This window comes from Pseudomonas sp. 6D_7.1_Bac1 (assembly GCF_025465945.1).
Classification (GTDB): domain Bacteria; phylum Pseudomonadota; class Gammaproteobacteria; order Pseudomonadales; family Pseudomonadaceae; genus Aquipseudomonas.
This window is the reverse complement of record NZ_JANLNW010000009.1, coordinates 68,208-86,065: the sequence shown is the minus strand read 5'-3', so window position 1 is coordinate 86,065 and position 17,858 is coordinate 68,208. Positions and strand designations below refer to the sequence as shown.

Genomic DNA, 17,858 nt, shown 5'->3' with positions numbered 1-17,858 from the left:
TCGATGCCGAATCCTGCCGCTGCGCTCGACTTACTCTTGCTGCCGACCTGGTTAGTCCCTGTCGAACCCGCTGGTGTGGTCCTCAAAGAGCATGGCCTGGGCATCCGCGACGGGCGCATTGCCTTCATCGGCCCGCGCAGTGAGGCCTTGAAGCTCAACGCCACTGAAGTTCGCGAACTGCCGGGCATGCTGCTCAGCCCTGGGCTGATCAATGCCCACGGGCATGCGGCGATGACGCTGTTCCGTGGCCTGGCCGATGATTTGCCGCTGATGACCTGGCTCGAACAACACATCTGGCCAGCCGAGGCCAAATGGGTCGATGAAGCCTTCGTCCGTGATGGCACCGACCTGGCCATTGCCGAGCAGATCAAGGGTGGCATCACGTGCTTCTCGGACATGTACTTTTTCCCGAAAGTCGCCAGCGAACGCGTGCACAACAGCGGTATTCGCGCGCAAATCGCCATCCCGATCCTCGATTTCCCGATTCCCGGCGCTGGCGATGCGGATGAGGCTATCCGTCAGGGCGTCGAACTGTTCGGCGACCTCAAGCATCACCCGCGCATCAAAATCACCTTCGGCCCTCATGCACCCTACACCGTCGGCGACGAAAACCTAGAAAAAATCCGGGTGATCGCTGAGGAGCTGGACGCGGCGATCCATATGCACGTTCATGAAACCGCTTTCGAAGTCCAGCAATCGGTCGAGCAACGCGGCGAGCGACCACTGGCCCGCCTGGGACGCCTGGGCTTGCTCGGACCGCGCTTCCAGGCCGTTCACATGACGCAGATCAGCGATGAAGACCTGACCTTGCTGGTAGAAAGCAACAGCAGCGTGATTCATTGCCCGGAATCGAACCTGAAACTGGCCAGCGGCTTCTGCCCGGTGGAACGCTTGTGGCAGGCTGGCGTCAATGTGGCGATCGGCACCGATGGCGCGGCCAGCAACAATGACCTCGACCTGCTGGGTGAAACCCGCACCGCCGCCCTGCTGGCCAAAGCCGTTGCCGGCTCGGCCACGGCATTGGACGCTCATCGCGCCCTGCGCATGGCGACCCTCAACGGCGCCCGGGCGCTGGGGCTGGAAACCGAAGTGGGCTCGCTGGAAGTCGGCAAGGCCGCGGACCTGGTGGCCTTCGACCTGTCCGGCCTGGCCCAGCAACCGATTTACGACCCGGTTTCGCAGCTTATCTATGCCACCAGCCGGGACTGCGTGAAACACCTTTGGGTTGCCGGCAAGCAATTGCTCGACGACCGGCGCCTGACGCGCCTCGATGAACAACAGCTATGCGCCACGGCCAAGGCCTGGGGCCAACGCATCAGCGGACATGCCGAATAGAACGAACCCTTGAGCGGAACCTCAAGGCTGACAGCAGAATTTTTTAGATTTAGAGGATTACCCATGAGCAACGTCGACCACGCTGAAATCGCCAAATTCGAAGCCCTGGCTCATCGCTGGTGGGATCGCGAAAGCGAGTTCAAGCCGCTGCACGACATCAACCCGCTGCGGGTCAACTGGATTGACGAGCGCGTCAAGCTGGCCGGCAAGAAGGTGCTGGATGTCGGCTGCGGTGGCGGCATCCTCAGCGAATCAATGGCGCAACGCGGGGCAACCGTGATGGGCATCGACATGGGCGAAGCACCGCTGGCGGTCGCGCAGTTGCATCAACTGGAATCCGGTGTCAGCGTCGAGTACCGGCAGATCACCGCCGAAGCGCTGGCTGAAGAAATGCCCGAGCAGTTCGACGTGGTCACCTGCCTGGAAATGCTTGAGCACGTACCCGATCCATCGTCGGTCATTCGTGCCTGCTTCCGCATGGTCAAGCCCGGCGGCCAGGTGTTCTTCTCGACCATCAACCGCAATCCGAAGGCTTACCTGTTTGCCATCATCGGTGCCGAATACATCATGAAGCTGCTGCCGCGCGGCACCCATGACTTCAAGAAGTTCATCCGCCCTTCCGAGCTGGGTGCCTGGAGCCGCCAGGCTGGCCTGAGCGTCAAGGACATCATTGGCCTGACGTACAACCCTCTGACCAAGCACTACAAGCTGGCCGCCGACGTTGACGTCAACTACATGATCCAGACCCTGCGCGAGGAATAAGCCCATGCGAATCAGAGCAGTTCTTTTCGACATGGACGGCACCCTGCTCGACACCGCGCCGGACTTCATTGCCATCTGCCAGAGCATGCTTGCAGACCGCGGGCTGGCGCCGATTCCAGACAAACACATCCGCGACGAGATCTCCGGCGGGGCGAAAGCCATGGTCGCGGTGACCTTCTCGATGGACCCGGAATCGCCGGGCTTCGAGGAATTGCGGCTGGAGTTCCTCGAGCGTTATCTGAAGGGATGCGCGGTTCACAGCAAACTCTTCGATGGCATGGCAGAGCTGTTGGCCGACATCGAGAAATCCAATCTGATCTGGGGCGTGGTGACCAATAAACCGCTGCGCTTCGCTGAGCCGATCATGCAACAACTGGGACTGGCCGAACGCTCGGCGCTGCTGATCTGCCCGGACCATGTGACGAACAGCAAGCCGGACCCGGAGCCGTTGATCCTCGCGTGCAAAATGCTCGACCTGGACCCGGCCAGCGTGCTGTTTGTGGGCGATGACCTGCGCGATATCGAGTCGGGCCGCGATGCCGGCACCAAGACAGCCGCAGTGACCTTTGGCTACATTCACCCCGATGACAATCCAAGGAACTGGGGTGCCGACGTGGTCGTGGATCACCCGCTGGAGTTGCGCAAGGTGCTCGATAGCGCGCTGTGTAGCTGCTGAGCTGATTCCTTGGAGGCTGCTTTTCGTGGCGAGGGAGCTTGCTCCCGCTGGGCCGCGAAGCGACCCCAGTATCGGCAACCGCGTTCTGCCAGGCACACCGCATTGACCGACTTTATGACTGCTTCGCCCGAGCGCGGACCGGCCGAACGGGAGCAAGCTCCCTCGCCACAATATGCTGCCAGCCTTAGTTTGTTGAATTTTGTAGAGGTTTTTTATGTTTGATTATTCCGCCCGCCCTGAATTGCTCAAGGATCGGGTCATTCTGGTCACTGGCGCCGGTCGTGGTATCGGCGCGGCCGCGGCAAAAACCTATGCCGCTCACGGCGCTACCGTGTTGCTGCTGGGCAAGACCGAGGCCAATCTGACTCAGGTTTACGACGAAATCGAAGCGGCCGGTCATCCACAGCCAGCGGTGATTCCGTTCAACCTTGAAACAGCCCTGCCGCATCAGTACGACGAGCTGGCGGCAATGATCGAAACCGAATTCGGCCACCTCGATGGTTTGCTGCACAACGCCTCGATCATCGGCCCGCGTACGCCGCTGGAGCAGCTGTCCGGCGAAAACTTCATGCGCGTGATGCACGTCAACGTCAACGCCATGTTCATGCTGACCAGCACCCTGCTGCCGCTACTCAAGCTGTCGCAGGACGCCTCGGTGATCTTTACCTCCAGCAGCGTCGGCCGCAAAGGTCGCGCGTACTGGGGCGCCTATGGCGTGTCGAAGTTCGCCACCGAAGGCCTGATGCAAACCCTCGCCGACGAAGTCGACACCGTTGCACCGATTCGCGCCAACAGCATCAACCCAGGCGCTACCCGCACCAGCATGCGCGCTCAAGCGTACCCGGGCGAAAACCCGGCCAACAACCCGACGCCTGAGGAGATCATGCCGGTTTACCTGTACCTGATGGGGCCGGATAGCACGGGCATCAATGGTCAGGCGTTCGACGCTCAGTAAGCCCCTCGCCACACCCGTTGCCGCGACGGCATACCGTCGCGACACACTCCTCATCACCTTCAAGCGCCAGCCTGAAGTCAAACAAATGCCGCCGTATTCACCATCACTGACCGCCATACAGCCCAACAAATTGATTTAGAACGAATTTTATTCCGCCGAACCCGAATGGCACGACTTTCGCTCTAATACTGCGTAAACACGCAGCGTGTTAGCGGTCGGGCAACACCTTGTCGAGGCTTACTTTTGCCCGGCAATGCGGACTAAACTTCAGCCACCTGTCCTACGGGACTGATGGACCAGTATGACGCGCAGCCCAAAGCCGCTCTCACCCAGCCTGTAAGACAGCATTCCTGCTTAGGGGCTCACACCATATGAAATCTCCCACCCAGACCAACGCAATTGACTTCGATAGCGCCAAATTGCAACGCCTGGGCTTTGGTCAGCAGTCTCCCCTCCTGGAGCGTCCCGCCAGCCTCGGCCAATTGCGCCAGCAAATGGGTCTGCAACTGCAAACCAGCCTTGAGCCACAGCGTATTCTTGGACTGTTTTTCCGCGAAGTTCAGCGCCTTGTCCCGCTGGACGCCTTGAACTATCAGCACAAGAGCAGCGATCTGCGCCTGGAGTTCGGTCTGCGTGGGCATCACTCGGTGAGCTACAGCCTGAGTCACGAAGGCGCGCACCTGGGCGAACTGGTGTTCCGCCGCAATCAGCGCTTCAGCGAAAAGGACCAGGGCAACCTCGAATCCCTGCTGTCCGCCCTGCTCTTCCCGATGCGCAACGCCTTACTCTATCGGGCAGCCACTCAAAGTGCGCTGCGTGATCCGCTGACAGGCACCGGTAACCGCATTGCCATGGATCAAACCCTGCAACGTGAGATCGACATGGCCCGGCGACACATGCAGCCGCTGTCGTTGCTGATGCTCGATATCGATCATTTCAAACGGATCAATGACACCCACGGTCACAGTGCCGGCGATGACGTACTGAAGGCTGTCGCAACCTCAATCAAAAACCAGTTGCGCAACGTAGACATGGTCTTTCGCTTTGGCGGCGAAGAATTTCTGATCCTGCTTTCCAATACCAGCCGCGAAGCCGCCGCGATGGTTGGCGAACGCCTGCGCTATGCCGCACAAGCCGAGGAGCATTGGGCGGATGAGACGCGGATCGATTTGACAGTCAGCCTCGGCTGCTCGACGCTGTTGCCCGGCGAGTCCGCCGAGAGCCTGTTGCGACGCGCGGATAGTGCACTGTATGTGGCCAAGCGCGAGGGGCGTAATCGATTGGCGATGGCGGGTTGAATAACCAGCAACAACACAAACCAAATGTGGGAGCGAGCCTGCTCGCGATGCAGGCAACCCGGTTTAACAGGAAAACCGGGGTATCGTTCATCGCGAGCAGGCTCGCTCCCACAATGGTTTTGCGTTGTCTTGAATTAACGGCTCAGCTTTCGACCAGCACCATGCGTTCCCGGGCTACCGGAGCCCTTTGCGAGTGCTCCAATTGCATGCAGCGCTCCAGAAACAGGTACATGTAGTCGTAGCTTTTGCAGACTGCCTGGCGCAGCTCGACTTGCAGGGCCTTACTGGGGTTCAGGCCCGCCAGCGTGCAGATGATTTCCAATGCTTCCCACGGATGGGCATCATCGTACTGAGCGTGCATCTTCAGCCATTTCATGGCGCGCTTGCGATCGTCCTCAGGGAAAGATGCGGCATAGATCCCGCTGGAACACACCAGCGCCGACCACTCCCCGGTTGCGCCTTCAATGGCATAGTTGGTTGCGGCGATGGCAACAATCAGCGAGTCCGCCGAACTGGTATGCCAGCACCAATGACTCAATGCATGAAGTTCAGGGGCAACCTGCTGCGCCTGCAAGTCCTCCAGGCTGACGCCATGCGCACGACTCCAGTGCACCCAGTAGTCGGCATGGTTAAGTTCAACCCGAATGTTACGCATCAGCCAGCGACGCGCCATGTCTTCGCCGGGGTGGCGCGCATAGCGGGTCTTGGTCAGGTTTTGCGCCATGTACAACGCGAACTGTTCAACGACCGGCCAGCCACCAATCAGGTACTGATGCATGGTCTTTGCGCTGAGCTTATTGTCACGCATCCGCTGATACAGCTCATGTTCGACAACCCGACGCTTGCTCTCGCTGCAATCCTGGATCAGTTGCTGAGCCCAGGCTGGGTAACTTGCGGCTTCCATAAGCGGGCCGGATCTGTTGAATGTATCGATCACTGTCGCACTCCTTTTGATTGTGATTGTACGGATCAGCAAGAGACTTCAACGGAACGTGCCAGGCGCCTTGAATAACAGTGGCCGCGGTCTGGCGGGCCGACATTGCAGACTGTCACAGGTAAACAATTGCGGGCGTTCGATAACATACCCTTGAGCATAATCCACCCCGATCTCCAGCAATGCCTGCTCGATCTGCGGTGTTTCAACAAACTCGGCAATGGTGCGCTTACCCATGACATGGCCGATGTGATTGATCACTTCGACCATTGCACGGTTAATCGGGTCGTCCAGCATATCCTTTACGAAACTCCCGTCGATCTTCAAGAAGTCTACAGGTAAATGTTTCAGATAAGCGAATGAGGACATCCCGGCACAAAAGTCATCCAACGAAAAATGGCAACCTAACCCCTTGAGCTCATTAATAAATCTGATTGCACTTCCCAAATTTGAAATCGCGCTGGTTTCTGTAATTTCAAAACAAATCATTTCAGGCGGGATGGCGTAAGTAATGAACTTCTCACGCAAGAAGTCCAGAAAAGCGTCATCCCCAATGGTAATACCTGACAGATTAATCGCACACATGGCCAACGGCCCTTTGCGCTCTCGCGCGATGCCCTGGGCAATGATCTTGAAAACGTTCTCGACCACCCAACGATCCAGGGACGTCATCAGCCCATAACGCTCGGCCGCCGGAATGAAGCTGTCCGGCAGAATCATCCGCCCGGCTTCGTCATGCAGACGCAGCAGGATCTCGATATGCCCACCGCCACGTTCAACATGCCCCAGCGCAGCGATTTCCTGTGAGTACAAGCAGAAGCGATTCTCTTCGAGCGCCATGTGCAAGCGCTGCACCCAGGCCATCTCGCCAAAGCGCAAGGACAGCTCGGAGTCGTCCGCATGGTAGACCTGCACCCGGTTGCGACCCTTTTCCTTGGCCATGTAGCAAGCCATGTCAGCGGCACGCAATGTGGCTTCGAGGGTAATCGGGGCTTGAAGGATATGCACCAGACCAATGCTTACAGTGGTCACGAACGGCCGGCCTTTCCAGACGAAGTGCAGGTTTTGCACCGTCTGCCGCAGGCCTTCGGCGATCTTCTCCGAGGATTCCGGCGAGCAGTTCTCCAGTAGAATGCCGAACTCATCACCGCCCAATCGGGCCAGGGTGTCGCCTTCACGTAATCCTGACTGCAACAGTGCACAGATATGCCGCAGCAGCTCATCACCCGCGGCGTGCCCGCAGGTGTCGTTGACCAGCTTGAATTGATCCAGATCGAGGAACATCAAGGCATGACGGGCAGGTTGGCGCGCCAGGTTGTAGAGCGCCTGCTCCAGTCGATATTCGAATTCACGACGGTTGGCCAGCCCGGTCAGGGCGTCGTGGGTCGCCTGCCAGGAAAGATTGGCGATGTACTGCCGCTCCTGGGTCATGTCATGCAGCACCAACACCGTGCCGCTGACCTTGCCGGCATTGCGAATCGGCGAACCCACCAATGTCACTGAAACCGTGCTGCCGTCCAGCCGCTGAATCAGTTTGGAATGCTCGCTACCGCCACTGAGCTGGCCGCTGAGAATGTGCTCGATCAGGGTAAAACCGTCAGCCTGGGCATTTTCATCCAGCAGATTGAACAAGGACGCCAGTGGTAACCCGACCGCCTGCCCAGCCTTCCAGTGGGTCAACTCCTCGGCCGCCGGGTTCATGTAAGCAATGGCGCCTTCAACGTCGGTGGTGATGACGCCATCACCAATGGATTGCAGGGTAATTTGCGCGCGTTCTTTTTCCAGCTGCAAGGCATTGGCAAACGCATGGCGCTGGGCCAGAAGTTTATGGGTTCGCAGCAACGCCAAAGCGATCAACCCCAGCGCCGTGGCCAGGTTGGTGAACAGCAACAACCGTAGAATCAGCCGCGAGCCCTCGCCCAACGCGTCACTGAAGGCTTTGGCCGCGGGTGTAACAGCTTCGTTGATGGAAAATATCTGGGTTTTCCAGCGCTGGATATCAGCATCGGTCGCCTGGTTGCTGCCAATGCGCTGATGCATTTCACGGGCGACGCTAGCGAGTTGCACCAGATAGGCATCACCCACGGTCCAGCGATCGATGGCGGTTTCCAGGTAGCTGAAATGCCGGAAATTCAGGTACAGCCAAATCAGGCTGGAAACGTCATCGGGATGGTTGCCCCCCTTGAGGATTCCCCGCCGTGCAGCCTCCAGATCAGGTGGTTGATGATCCAGCGCGACTCGCAGTTCATGCCCACCCTGAGGGACTGAAATAGCATTCCGGTACTTGAGAAAAATCGACTCGTCGCGACTGTCAGCGTAGAGATTGAGGTAATAAATGGCGTCTTTCTGGCCCTTGGACCACAGGCTTTCCCCCGCAACGTAGCCGCGAACCGCCGACAGAACGTACAGGCTGACACCACCCAGCAGGGCCTGAAACAGCACGACGGCGATAAATGGCCAGACGATGCCCAGTAACCGTGGCGTTCCGAGAGTCCTTTTTTGCTTCATGAGGTCCTTTGCATTAGCACTGCTCGATCATCATCCAACGTGTTCGCTACAGCTAGACTAGGGTGCGTTCTAGGTCCCGGCAAGTGATGAACAAAAAACACCCTTCGCCCCCCTCGCAATATCTATATACCGCATGGACTCTCTTCCAGGTCGTTGTAATCGGTAGTGATCTCCCTGCTGAACCGCAGGTAACCAACCGAAACAAGACAAGAGAAGCCGCATCATGCAAACAACCCCTTCAAATGGCGCTTCAAACGCCCCGGGCACTTCATCCCCAACCACCGCTCAGGTCCATCAGGGTCAACTCCAGGACTATGAACTATTGCTATCAGTTTTACGTGAGGAGGTGGGTTCACTATCTCATTTTTCCCAAATGCTACTCAGGCCACGATTTTTTTCGCCCTTGGATCATGAAAACGAAACTGGCCAGGAAGCGTTACAGCAGTTGCTTGTGGATCCCGACTACCGTGCACTGTGCCGAAAAAACAATGTCTCCCCGCACTATCTGATCGTCACCTTGAAAGAAGGGGCTTTTGTTTATGAGACTTCAGATCGCGAAGGTGCAAACAAGATCGAACTGACCCTGACAGGAAACGACAACTGGCAAGCACTTCGAACCCGGATCGAACAGGCTGCCACTTTGCTGGGCGGACAAATTCGCTATGACCGCCTGATCTCGGCCCCCAGGATTGCCACGTTTTACGGGTTGCACCCTTGGGATCTGGCCAACCCCGCTAAACATCAAGCCGCCATCGACACCCTTGAAGATAAGGTCGCTAGTTTTCAATTGGGGCTCGAGGACGATTTCAACATATTGGACCTCAAACCATTTCTTACGAAAGAAGATCGACAGGTTTCGTTTCAAGGTGTCCTGACAACAGAATCCAGTGATGAATTGCAGGAGCCGTTCATTACAGGCGAAATCAGAAAAGTCATCCAATCGTTTCTACCTGATGGGATTACATCCCCGCTGACCCATTTGGCCAACGACATTCTTGCGTCAGCCGTGCCTGAAAAGGTGGGTGCCCAGCCAACAGTTTTTCTTCAAAAGATCCTGCAAAGTCCCGAAGCCGAAAAACTGGGAACCGTCTTGCTGACGACGATGGATTGGTACGGCGGAAAAATGGGCGAAGAAACCTCGCCTCACATACGCACCAAAGTGGTAGCCCAAGCACTGCAAATCTGGTTCAAATCGCAAACTATCGAATACCCCGACAGGATCGCCGGCTATGACCTGAAATCAAACTTAAACTGGGGGAAAAGTTACAGCGAAATATGGAGGGATTTCATAGACCATTTACTCACATCGAAACGGGCCATCTCAGAAAAAGAAGCCACTGTCATGGCAAGGTTGTATCTCTGCGAGTTCCCAACCGAGTTCCGCATCAGCGACATTCCGGACGACCTGCCTTATAGAAGCTCCGTTGTTTGGGTCAACTTTGTGAGCGGCGCAAACCTCATAAACCTTACCGACTCCAAGGCGTTGTACAGAAAAACATTCCAACAGCTGGTCAATATGCCTTTGAAAATAAGCGAGGACGCGACAGAGGAGCAACTGCGCGTTCTAGCTCTCGCGAGGTTACTGCCGACAGTGGAGTGGGCAGCTACCCAGAGTATCATTCCTCAAAAACAACATGAAGAATACACACAGACCGAAATTGACTTAGCGATATCAGAACTGGACACATACATCAACGTTTTGAATGACGCGCTCAGCAACCTCGATAAAAAGGCGCCCGAGCGCCTGTCCCTTGCAAAATCCGTCATCGATCATGACTTCCCTAAAATGGCTGACAACGGCTCCATAATCAATTCCTACTGGAATGACCATGAACTGGCGGAGCCCGCTCGATACATTAATTTGGCAAAAAGATATTCGGTAATTGACGTCGTTGCCGACAATAACTTCGACAGCAAAAAACCGTGGGCAGTTATCAAAAAAAATAGCAAAACCGTTAATTTTTATATTTGGTTAGACGAAGATAGAAAACTACACATTGGAGACGCTTCATCTGGCAAAAAATACAATACCATTTGCAATGCCAAAGAACTTTTTGAAAAAAACTTCAACGACCACAAAACCTCGCTGACTGACGCCTATAAAACCCTGATAAAAAGCTTGTTGGCATCACTTCCGTTCCCTGACCGGCAGGCACTGGAATTGGGAACGCTCAAGATTTACACCCTGAGAAATGAAACATATAAAGTAGAAGCCAAGAACGAAACGCCTGAAAACACATTACCGCTCCGCGCCCGTAATGGCCTGCTGTTGCTGACTACATACAAAGGTGTTACCAGCACATTTGAACTGCTGCCAAGAGCCGGGGTTATACGTCGCATCAACAATCTGGACACGAAGCTATTTGGCGGTCTGCTCAAGACAGAGACCTGGCACATAGGCATGAATCCCTACCCCGTCGAAGTCTTGTGCAATAAGACATTACCCCTTGACTGGAAAGCTCACTCAATAGGCAGTAAACCGCTGAGTGCTGTGCATTGCGAGGCCATCATCGAACAATTGGGCCACACGTTCATGCCCCCCGTCAGCACTATGGAGAACAGCGGCGATGTAGCCCTGACGATAAACTCAAAACGCAGCCAGGAAATCAGTCACTTCATCGCTACCGAACTGCTGTTCGTTGATCCGAATGCGCTTCACAAGGCTGCTTATGGTCAGACACAATTTGACCGCGACAAGGCCTCTCAGAAAAGCTTCGAGAATTTCGCCAAGACTCTCGTACCATTCTGGAAGTCTATAGAAGACATAGATTCCGATGATACAGAGCGTAAGGTGAACGGTGCATTCGGCCTGTCGCTGGACCTGGCTTCATTTGGCCTTCCCATCGGCAAACTGTCCTCCGGCTCAATAAAACTGCTGGGCAATGCAAGCCACCTGACGGTACCCGTCAGACTCAGAGTATTTGCGTCACTGACTAAAGAGGTGTCGATTTTGGCCCTGCAGGCATTGAATCCGGTTGATGGAGTCGGCTCGCTGCTCAAGTCGCTGGGATCTCGAGGGGTAAAGCTGGGTAGATCCGGCATTTTCAAAATCAAAGCCATGGCGGGCAAGGCCGGCCACTACGAATTTGCTCAGAGCCTGCCACAAATCGGCGACACGGACCGCTGGAAGCCGTTGTCGACTGGCGATCGACTGGCTTCAGTCAAAGGCCTGGAAGATGTGCCTGTACGCAACACCGGCTCCGCTGTATCGCCGGCCTTCCATGCAGTCGATCCCGTTTCAGGCAAGCCTTTCGGACCACGTTTGTCCGTGCATGACATATCCATGGGCCCTTCGACCTATCAGCATATAGGCATTGCGGATAACGAGGAGCTGTATGTCATTGCCGAAACAGTTCATGTGAGAAAGACATTAGAGGTTGATGGTAGAACAACTGTGTTCATCGATAACGTGCCATACCGAAATCATGAAAATGCTTTGAGGCGCGTCGACAGCCTCGATGCAAGCAAGAGTCTCAAAACTGTGCTTTGTCGTTCTCGCAGGGCCCCAGGAGGAATCTGTAAAACCAAGTACGTCATTACCGGCACTCCCGCTGAACGCCCCACCGAAGGCACTTTTATGGATTTTGAGGATAGTTGGGCTCCATGGTTCGGAGACGGTAGATTCACACCCTCTCAACCGACATCAGCCCAATCCCGTCAACTACTGGCGTTTGAAGGTAAAATTTACGAGCTCAAGGACGGCAGACTCATTACTTACACGGGGAGGCCCCAATGGATCGGCCTTCAGCAAAAAACGCCCGTTCCCAAGAACACCATCAACGCCCACCTCGAATTTCAGGAAGGAATCTATGGAGGCTTGAAAGTGAACGGCAGCGCCGAAAAAATCGATGATGTGCATGAAGTCGGCGCGCTCGTCGTTTATTCCAAGGACGAAAGCCATCGGTATGTTTTCGCCAAGCTGCATATGGATGATTACTACATGGTCAAGCTTTCAGCCAGCGACAGCATCCAGGAGCCGTTGCAAATGAACAAGGTGTCCAAACAACGACTTTTGGAAGATACGGCCGAAAAAGAGCTACTACGCTTATACACAGGATCCTTGAATGCGAACAACATGGTGCGCATTCATGGAAGAGATAAGGTTCATCGGGCGCTGGATAAACTCGATGAATTCGCGGTAAACATTGGAGCACCGGCGAACCCTCTCGATGAATTGAAGTGGGTGAAGGTGACAGCTTATTCGGCATCATCACTGCTGTTTGATGGCCCAACAAGGGCAACTGCCGTCACACTCTCGGATGGCGCCAATTTATGGAGCAGAAGTACTATGACGCCCCTCGAATTACAGCAAAGCATTGCAAATAAATTCGACGTCTTTTTTTTAAGGGCTGCAAGTGAGGCACTCAACAGCACAAAGATTGACAATGCAATGGAGGATCTGCAAAAGCTACTTCCATCCAATCATCAGCAAAAGCTGCGTAATATCGCTTTTGCCGAAGTCAAAACCGCCGCAGGAACTAGTGAAACTTACGTCAGCGTTTCTGGAGCAGGGGACAACACCAGACACCTCCCCCTGTTCAAGTCCAACCGAAATAATCCAGTGGTTGAGAACAATGGCTCGGTCTATTTCAACATCGACAAGTTGAGGGAACCGGTAACTCCTGAACCCTTAAAACTATCGAGTGGCGAGGCGTTGCTATCGATCCCTCACCCAATTACCGATCCGGCCCGACCCGACGTTATCAATTGGGCAACATCCGTAGATAGTGAAAGTAAATTGATCAGTTACATCAGTGATAAATACCCAAATATTGGTGATATCAGATCGATCAACGTTGTCACTACCCTGCCGCCGTGCGACTCGTGCTCAATCATCCTGAAAGGGTTCGGTCATGACCATGGGGTCGATGCGCTCAACGTGATATGGGGCAAGCGACCTAATGGACGCAATGCACAATCCTGACAAGCTCAGCGACAAATCCAGCAGCATCGGCAGCTCTTCGAGCAGTCCAAACTAAGTTCAAGCTGCTCAATGCTGCTGCAAATGCCCATAAAGCTTGGCGTACAAACCACCATCGGCAATCAGTTGCTGATGGTCGCCATCTTCGGCAATGCTGCCGCCATCGAACACCAGCACACGGTCGGCCTGTTTCACTGCCGACAAGCGGTGGGCGATGATCAAGGTTGTTCGGCCACTGAGGAAACGCGTCAGCGCCTGGTGCAGGTTGTACTCAGTGGCCGCATCCAGCGCGGAGGTGGCCTCATCGAGAATCACTACCTTGGGTTCGGCCAGGACCATTCGCGCAATCGCCAGACGCTGACGCTGACCGCCGGACAAACGCACACCGGAGCGGCCAACGACGCTGTCCAACCCCTGCGGCAATGCCTTGACCGTAGCGTCGAGCTGGGCGATTTCCAGCGCCTGCCAGCAGGCTTCGTCGCTGCGTTCGCGGCCCATGCTCAGGTTGGCCCGTATGGTGTCGTTGAACAGTGCCGGGTGCTGCAACACCACCGCGACATTCTCGCGCACGGTTTCCAGGCCGATTTCCTGTTGCGTCGCGCCACCAAACCGGATGCTGCCCGACTGTGGCGTATAGAGCCCCAACAACACTTGCACCAGCGTGCTTTTACCACCGCCGCTGGCGCCGACGATGGCGACTTTCTCGCCGGGGGCGATGGACAGGTTCATCTGATCCAGCACCAGCTCACCGCCGTAGCCGAAACTCAAACCTTGCACCTCAATGCCCACCGTCTCGCGGCCCTTGAACGGGTCGACGCCACCTTGGTATTGCGGCTCATCGGCACGCGATAACAACTCGTTGATTCGCGTCAGCGCACCACCGGCCGCGTAATAGGCGTATTGCAGATTCAACAATTGTTCGACCGGCCCGATCATGAACCAGAGGTAACTGAACACCGCAAGCATCTGGCCGATGGACAGGTCGGAGAACAGCACGGTAAGCATGGCGGCAGCACGAAAGATGTCGATGCCAAATTGGAACAGCAAACCGCTGGCGCGGCTCGACGCATCGCTTTTCCACTGTGAGTTGACCGCATAGTTGCGCACTTCTTGCGCCCGCACCCCAAGCCGTCCGAGGAAAAAACCCTGACGGTTGCCCGCGCGGATTTCCTGAATCGCATCCAGGGTTTCAGTCAGCGCCTGGGTGAACCGGGAGGTGCTGTCGTTCTCGAGCTTTTTCAGGTGTTTGACCCGTTTGCCCAACTGCACGGTGGCGTAGATCACCAACGGGTTGAACAGCAGAATCAGCAACGCCAGCTTCCAGTGCATCCAGACCAGGATGCCCGCCGTGCCCACCAGCGTCAGCATCGCCACCAGAAAACGGCTGAGGGTTTCACCGACGAATTTGTCGAGTGTGTCCAGGTCGGTGACCAGGTGCGTGGTCACCGTACCGCTGCCCAGGCTTTCGTATTCGCCGAGGGAAATACGCTTGAGCCGCTCGATCAGTCGCACGCGAATGCGATAGACGATGTCCTTGGCCAGCCCCGCAAACAGGCGCGCCTGCAGGACGTTGAACATCAATGCACCGCAACGCAGGGTCAAGGTCACCAGCAACATCAAACCGATGTAGCCGGCAGCGGTTTGCCAACCGGTAGGCAGCACCCGGCTCATGACTTTCAGTGCAGCATCGCCATGCCCCAGCAGCACTTCGTCCACCAACAACGGCAGCAGCAAGGGGATCGGCACACTGCACAGGGTCGCCAGTACGGCGACGCCGTTGGCGATCCACAAGGATTTTTTATGGTGAAGCGCCAGACGACGGATTTCCGCCCAACTCAGCCGATCGACCCGATTGGGTTGTTGCACATCATCGGGCCGGTCATACACAGGCGGCGCGCTCCAGCCAGCGACCGAGCAACGGTGACAGCTCGCTGAGCGGTTGATAGCCATTGGTCAACAGCGCCAGTTGACCATTGCGCTCGGCCAGCAAGGTCGGGAACCCGGCGATGCCCAGATCCTGAACCCAGGTGAAGTCTGCCGCCGTGGCCGCGTGCTGATCGGCACGATCAAAGGCTGCCGCGAACTCGATACGTGGCAAACCGGCTTGTTCGGCCAACTCCACCAACACGCTGGCGCGGGTGACGTCACGGCCCTCGGCATAAAAGGCGCGCTGAATGAGTTTAAGCAGTTTCCACGCGCAATCCGGCGCCAGACTGCGCGCTGTCACCAGTGCGCGGCAGGCAGGCTCAGTGTCGTAGACAAAACCGTCGGGCAGCGCACCTTCGAACTTGAACGGCTGGCCGGTGGCCTCGGTGACCGCCTGCCAGTGTTCGAGAATGTAGCGCCGAGTGGTGGGTTCCAGCGCCGCACCACTGCCGGTGCGCAAACCGCCGACCACCAGATGCACTTCAACGCCCGCGGCCTGCGCCTGCTCGACCAGGGCCTCGGCCACCGGCGCGAAGCCCCAGCACCAGGAGCACATCGGATCCATTACATAGAGCAGGCGCGCGGACATGGTTCAGGCCTCAGTGTTGGATTGCTTGTAGTTGTAACCAATCGGGTGCGGCTGATTGCGGGCCTTGGCCAGTTCGATCTGTTTCTGCCGGTCGATCGCACTGCGACGGGTCTTCTCACTCAGCTTATCCCAGCAATGCGGGCAACTGATGCCGGCAACATAGTGCTCGGATACGCGGTCTTCCACGCTCACAGGCGTACGACAGGCATGACATTGATCGTAGTCGCCTTCGCTCAGGTCGTGGCGAACGGTGACGCGGTTATCGAACACAAAGCAGTCGCCCTGCCATTTGGTTTCTTCCTGCGGCACCTCTTCGAGGTACTTCAGGATCCCGCCCTTGAGGTGATAAACCTCGTCGAAGCCCTGGTTGAGCATGTAGCTCGAAGCCTTTTCACAGCGAATGCCGCCGGTGCAGAACATGGCGACTTTCTTGTGTCTGGCCGGGTCGAAGTTGGCTTTGATGTAATCGGGGAACTCGCGAAAACTGGTGGTCTTCGGGTCGATCGCACCTTCGAATGTGCCGATCGAGACTTCGTAGTCGTTGCGGGTGTCGATCAGCAGCACTTCAGGATCGCTGATCAAGGCGTTCCAGTTCTGCGGATCAACGTAGGTGCCGACTTTCTTGTTCGGGTCGACGCCTTCAACGCCCAGGGTGACGATTTCTTTCTTGAGTTTGACCTTGGTGCGGTAGAACGGCTGTTCATCGCAGTACGACTCTTTGTGGTCGATGTCGTCCATGCGCGGGTCGTTCTTGAGCCAGGCCATCAGCCCGTCGATGCCTTCGCGGCTACCGGAAACCGTGCCGTTGATGCCTTCTTCGGCAATCAGCAAAGTGCCTTTGATGCCGTTGTCGACCATCGCCTGCAACAGGGGCTCGCGCAGGGCGACGTAATCTTCAAGGGTGACGAACTTATACAGTGCCGCCACGACAATCTGTTGTGTCATGGGTGATTCTCCAGGTGGCTACCCTCGTAAGGGGTGAACCGGATGCGAAAAAAAACGCGCCGGCTAAGCGGCGCGTTGCGGATTCTAGCAAAAACAGTTGCCAATGGCTGCGATCTTTAGTTTTTGCTACCGCCGGCGCAGGTCGGCGAGGCAGGCGCCGCGCCGGCCTTCGCCCATTCCTCTGGCGTATAGGTATGCAGCGCCAACGCATGGAACTCGCCCATCAGGTCGCCCAACGTGGCGTAGACCTTCTGGTGGCGCTTGACGCTGTTGAGCCCGGCAAATTGCTCGCTGACCACCACGGCCTTGAAGTGGGTTTGCAACCCACGGCTGTGCATATGGCTTTCGTCCAGCACATCCAGATGCGCAGGCTGCAAAGCGTTCAGCGCCGATTCAATACGTTGTTGCATGGTCATTGCGGGCTCCGCTCAAGGCTTTTTCTTGGCTGGAGTGGCAGCGCTTTTAGGCTCCAGCTCGGCCGTCATGTCAGACAGCAGTTTGTTGACCACAGGCACGGCGCTTTCCAGCTTGCCCTGGGTCATTTGAGCCGATTGCTGAGTCAGCTGAGGCATTTTTTCCAGGACTTTCTTGCCCAGTGGCGACTGGTAGAACGCGACCAGGTCCTTGAGCTCGGATTCGCTGAAATTACTGGTGTAGAGCTTGACCATGTCCGGCTTCAGTTTGTCCCAGCCAATGGCCTGGTCCAGCGCGGTGTTGGCCTTGGCCTGGTAGGTTTCCAGCAGGGCGCGCTTGGATTCCGGCGCCTTGGTCTGTTCAAAACGCTGGGCGAACATTTGCTGCACTTGCGCGTAAACCGGAGTGCCCAGTTTGTCAGCGTGCGCCAGGGTCAGGAACGCTTCGGCACTGGCGTTGTGGCTGGCGGTATCAGCGAAAACCTGGCCGCTGGCACAGACCAGAGCAACCGCGGTACAGATGGCACGAAGACGGGTCATCGAGTTTCCTATTCTAGCAGGCGAGGTAAAACCCCAAGGGGGGCCATTCTGCGCCT

13 protein-coding genes are annotated in these 17,858 nt (G+C 56.3%); 6 read left to right on the top strand and 7 right to left on the bottom strand.

Going from position 1 to position 17,858, the window contains the following annotated elements; genetic code table 11:
• Positions 1-3 precede the first annotated feature (3 nt).
• The 5 genes from NTD87_RS03180 (at position 4) to NTD87_RS03160 (ending at position 5,026) form a co-directional block, all read left to right on the top strand.
• Positions 4-1,335 (top strand): TRZ/ATZ family hydrolase, encoded by a 1,332-nt coding sequence (locus NTD87_RS03180; protein ID WP_262111814.1) that lies wholly within the window; start codon positions 4-6, stop codon positions 1,333-1,335.
• Between the two features lie 63 nt (positions 1,336-1,398).
• Positions 1,399-2,097 carry a bifunctional 2-polyprenyl-6-hydroxyphenol methylase/3-demethylubiquinol 3-O-methyltransferase UbiG gene (ubiG, locus tag NTD87_RS03175; protein ID WP_262111812.1) on the top strand — a complete coding sequence of 233 codons (699 nt, stop codon included), beginning with the start codon at positions 1,399-1,401 and terminating at the stop codon, positions 2,095-2,097.
• Between the two features lie 4 nt (positions 2,098-2,101).
• Positions 2,102-2,773 (top strand): N-acetylmuramic acid 6-phosphate phosphatase MupP, encoded by a 672-nt coding sequence (gene mupP / locus NTD87_RS03170; RefSeq protein WP_262111811.1) that lies wholly within the window; start codon positions 2,102-2,104, stop codon positions 2,771-2,773.
• Between the two features lie 214 nt (positions 2,774-2,987).
• Complete coding sequence (locus NTD87_RS03165; RefSeq protein ID WP_262111809.1) at positions 2,988-3,728, top strand: YciK family oxidoreductase; 741 nt, start codon at positions 2,988-2,990, stop codon at positions 3,726-3,728.
• A gap of 371 nt (positions 3,729-4,099) precedes the next feature.
• Positions 4,100-5,026 (top strand): GGDEF domain-containing protein, encoded by a 927-nt coding sequence (locus tag NTD87_RS03160; protein WP_262111807.1) that lies wholly within the window; start codon positions 4,100-4,102, stop codon positions 5,024-5,026.
• A 142-nt stretch (positions 5,027-5,168) separates the two neighbouring features.
• Here NTD87_RS03160 and NTD87_RS03155 read toward each other — a convergent pair whose 3' ends face one another.
• Positions 5,169-5,930 (bottom strand): TenA family transcriptional regulator, encoded by a 762-nt coding sequence (locus NTD87_RS03155; protein ID WP_410017453.1) that lies wholly within the window; start codon positions 5,928-5,930, stop codon positions 5,169-5,171.
• 78 nt (positions 5,931-6,008) lie between these two features.
• On the bottom strand, positions 6,009-8,468 hold the full coding sequence (locus NTD87_RS03150) for an EAL domain-containing protein (RefSeq protein ID WP_262111805.1): 2,460 nt from the start codon (positions 8,466-8,468) through the stop codon (positions 6,009-6,011).
• 223 nt (positions 8,469-8,691) lie between these two features.
• Between NTD87_RS03150 and NTD87_RS03145 the strand changes: the two genes are divergently transcribed.
• On the top strand, positions 8,692-13,392 hold the full coding sequence (locus NTD87_RS03145) for a deaminase domain-containing protein (RefSeq protein WP_262111804.1): 4,701 nt from the start codon (positions 8,692-8,694) through the stop codon (positions 13,390-13,392).
• A gap of 66 nt (positions 13,393-13,458) precedes the next feature.
• On the opposite strand, the gene NTD87_RS03140 is transcribed toward NTD87_RS03145, so the two are convergent.
• From NTD87_RS03140 to NTD87_RS03120, 5 genes are all read right to left on the bottom strand, one after another.
• Entirely contained in the window at positions 13,459-15,276 is a 1,818-nt protein-coding gene (locus NTD87_RS03140; RefSeq protein ID WP_262111803.1) for an ABC transporter ATP-binding protein, read from the bottom strand.
• Positions 15,269-15,871, bottom strand: a complete 603-nt coding sequence (locus tag NTD87_RS03135; RefSeq protein WP_262111884.1) for a DsbA family protein — start codon at positions 15,869-15,871, stop codon at positions 15,269-15,271. Before NTD87_RS03135 ends, NTD87_RS03140 begins: the two co-directional genes overlap by 8 nt.
• 36 nt (positions 15,872-15,907) lie before the next feature.
• Entirely contained in the window at positions 15,908-16,849 is a 942-nt protein-coding gene (locus NTD87_RS03130) for a rhodanese-related sulfurtransferase (RefSeq protein ID WP_262111802.1), read from the bottom strand.
• A 116-nt stretch (positions 16,850-16,965) separates the two neighbouring features.
• Positions 16,966-17,265, bottom strand: coding sequence for a BolA family protein (locus NTD87_RS03125; RefSeq protein ID WP_262111801.1), 300 nt, complete (start codon positions 17,263-17,265; stop codon positions 16,966-16,968).
• A gap of 12 nt (positions 17,266-17,277) precedes the next feature.
• Positions 17,278-17,802 carry a DUF2059 domain-containing protein gene (locus tag NTD87_RS03120; RefSeq protein ID WP_262111800.1) on the bottom strand — a complete coding sequence of 175 codons (525 nt, stop codon included), beginning with the start codon at positions 17,800-17,802 and terminating at the stop codon, positions 17,278-17,280.
• Positions 17,803-17,858: the final 56 nt, after the last annotated feature.

What these genes read in the sequence shown, in the direction of transcription:
- NTD87_RS03180 (WP_262111814.1), top strand. Translation starts at nt 4, where the DNA reads ATGCCGAATCCTGCCGCTGCGCTCGACTTACTCTTGCTGCCGACCTGG.
- ubiG (WP_262111812.1), top strand. Translation starts at nt 1,399, where the DNA reads ATGAGCAACGTCGACCACGCTGAAATCGCCAAATTCGAAGCCCTGGCT.
- mupP (WP_262111811.1), top strand. Translation starts at nt 2,102, where the DNA reads ATGCGAATCAGAGCAGTTCTTTTCGACATGGACGGCACCCTGCTCGAC.
- NTD87_RS03165 (WP_262111809.1), top strand. Translation starts at nt 2,988, where the DNA reads ATGTTTGATTATTCCGCCCGCCCTGAATTGCTCAAGGATCGGGTCATT.
- NTD87_RS03160 (WP_262111807.1), top strand. Translation starts at nt 4,100, where the DNA reads ATGAAATCTCCCACCCAGACCAACGCAATTGACTTCGATAGCGCCAAA.
- NTD87_RS03155 (WP_410017453.1), bottom strand. Translation starts at nt 5,930, where the DNA reads ATGGAAGCCGCAAGTTACCCAGCCTGGGCTCAGCAACTGATCCAGGAT.
- NTD87_RS03150 (WP_262111805.1), bottom strand. Translation starts at nt 8,468, where the DNA reads ATGAAGCAAAAAAGGACTCTCGGAACGCCACGGTTACTGGGCATCGTC.
- NTD87_RS03145 (WP_262111804.1), top strand. Translation starts at nt 8,692, where the DNA reads ATGCAAACAACCCCTTCAAATGGCGCTTCAAACGCCCCGGGCACTTCA.
- NTD87_RS03135 (WP_262111884.1), bottom strand. Translation starts at nt 15,871, where the DNA reads ATGTGCTCCTGGTGCTGGGGCTTCGCGCCGGTGGCCGAGGCCCTGGTC.
- NTD87_RS03130 (WP_262111802.1), bottom strand. Translation starts at nt 16,849, where the DNA reads ATGACACAACAGATTGTCGTGGCGGCACTGTATAAGTTCGTCACCCTT.
- NTD87_RS03125 (WP_262111801.1), bottom strand. Translation starts at nt 17,265, where the DNA reads ATGACCATGCAACAACGTATTGAATCGGCGCTGAACGCTTTGCAGCCT.
- NTD87_RS03120 (WP_262111800.1), bottom strand. Translation starts at nt 17,802, where the DNA reads ATGACCCGTCTTCGTGCCATCTGTACCGCGGTTGCTCTGGTCTGTGCC.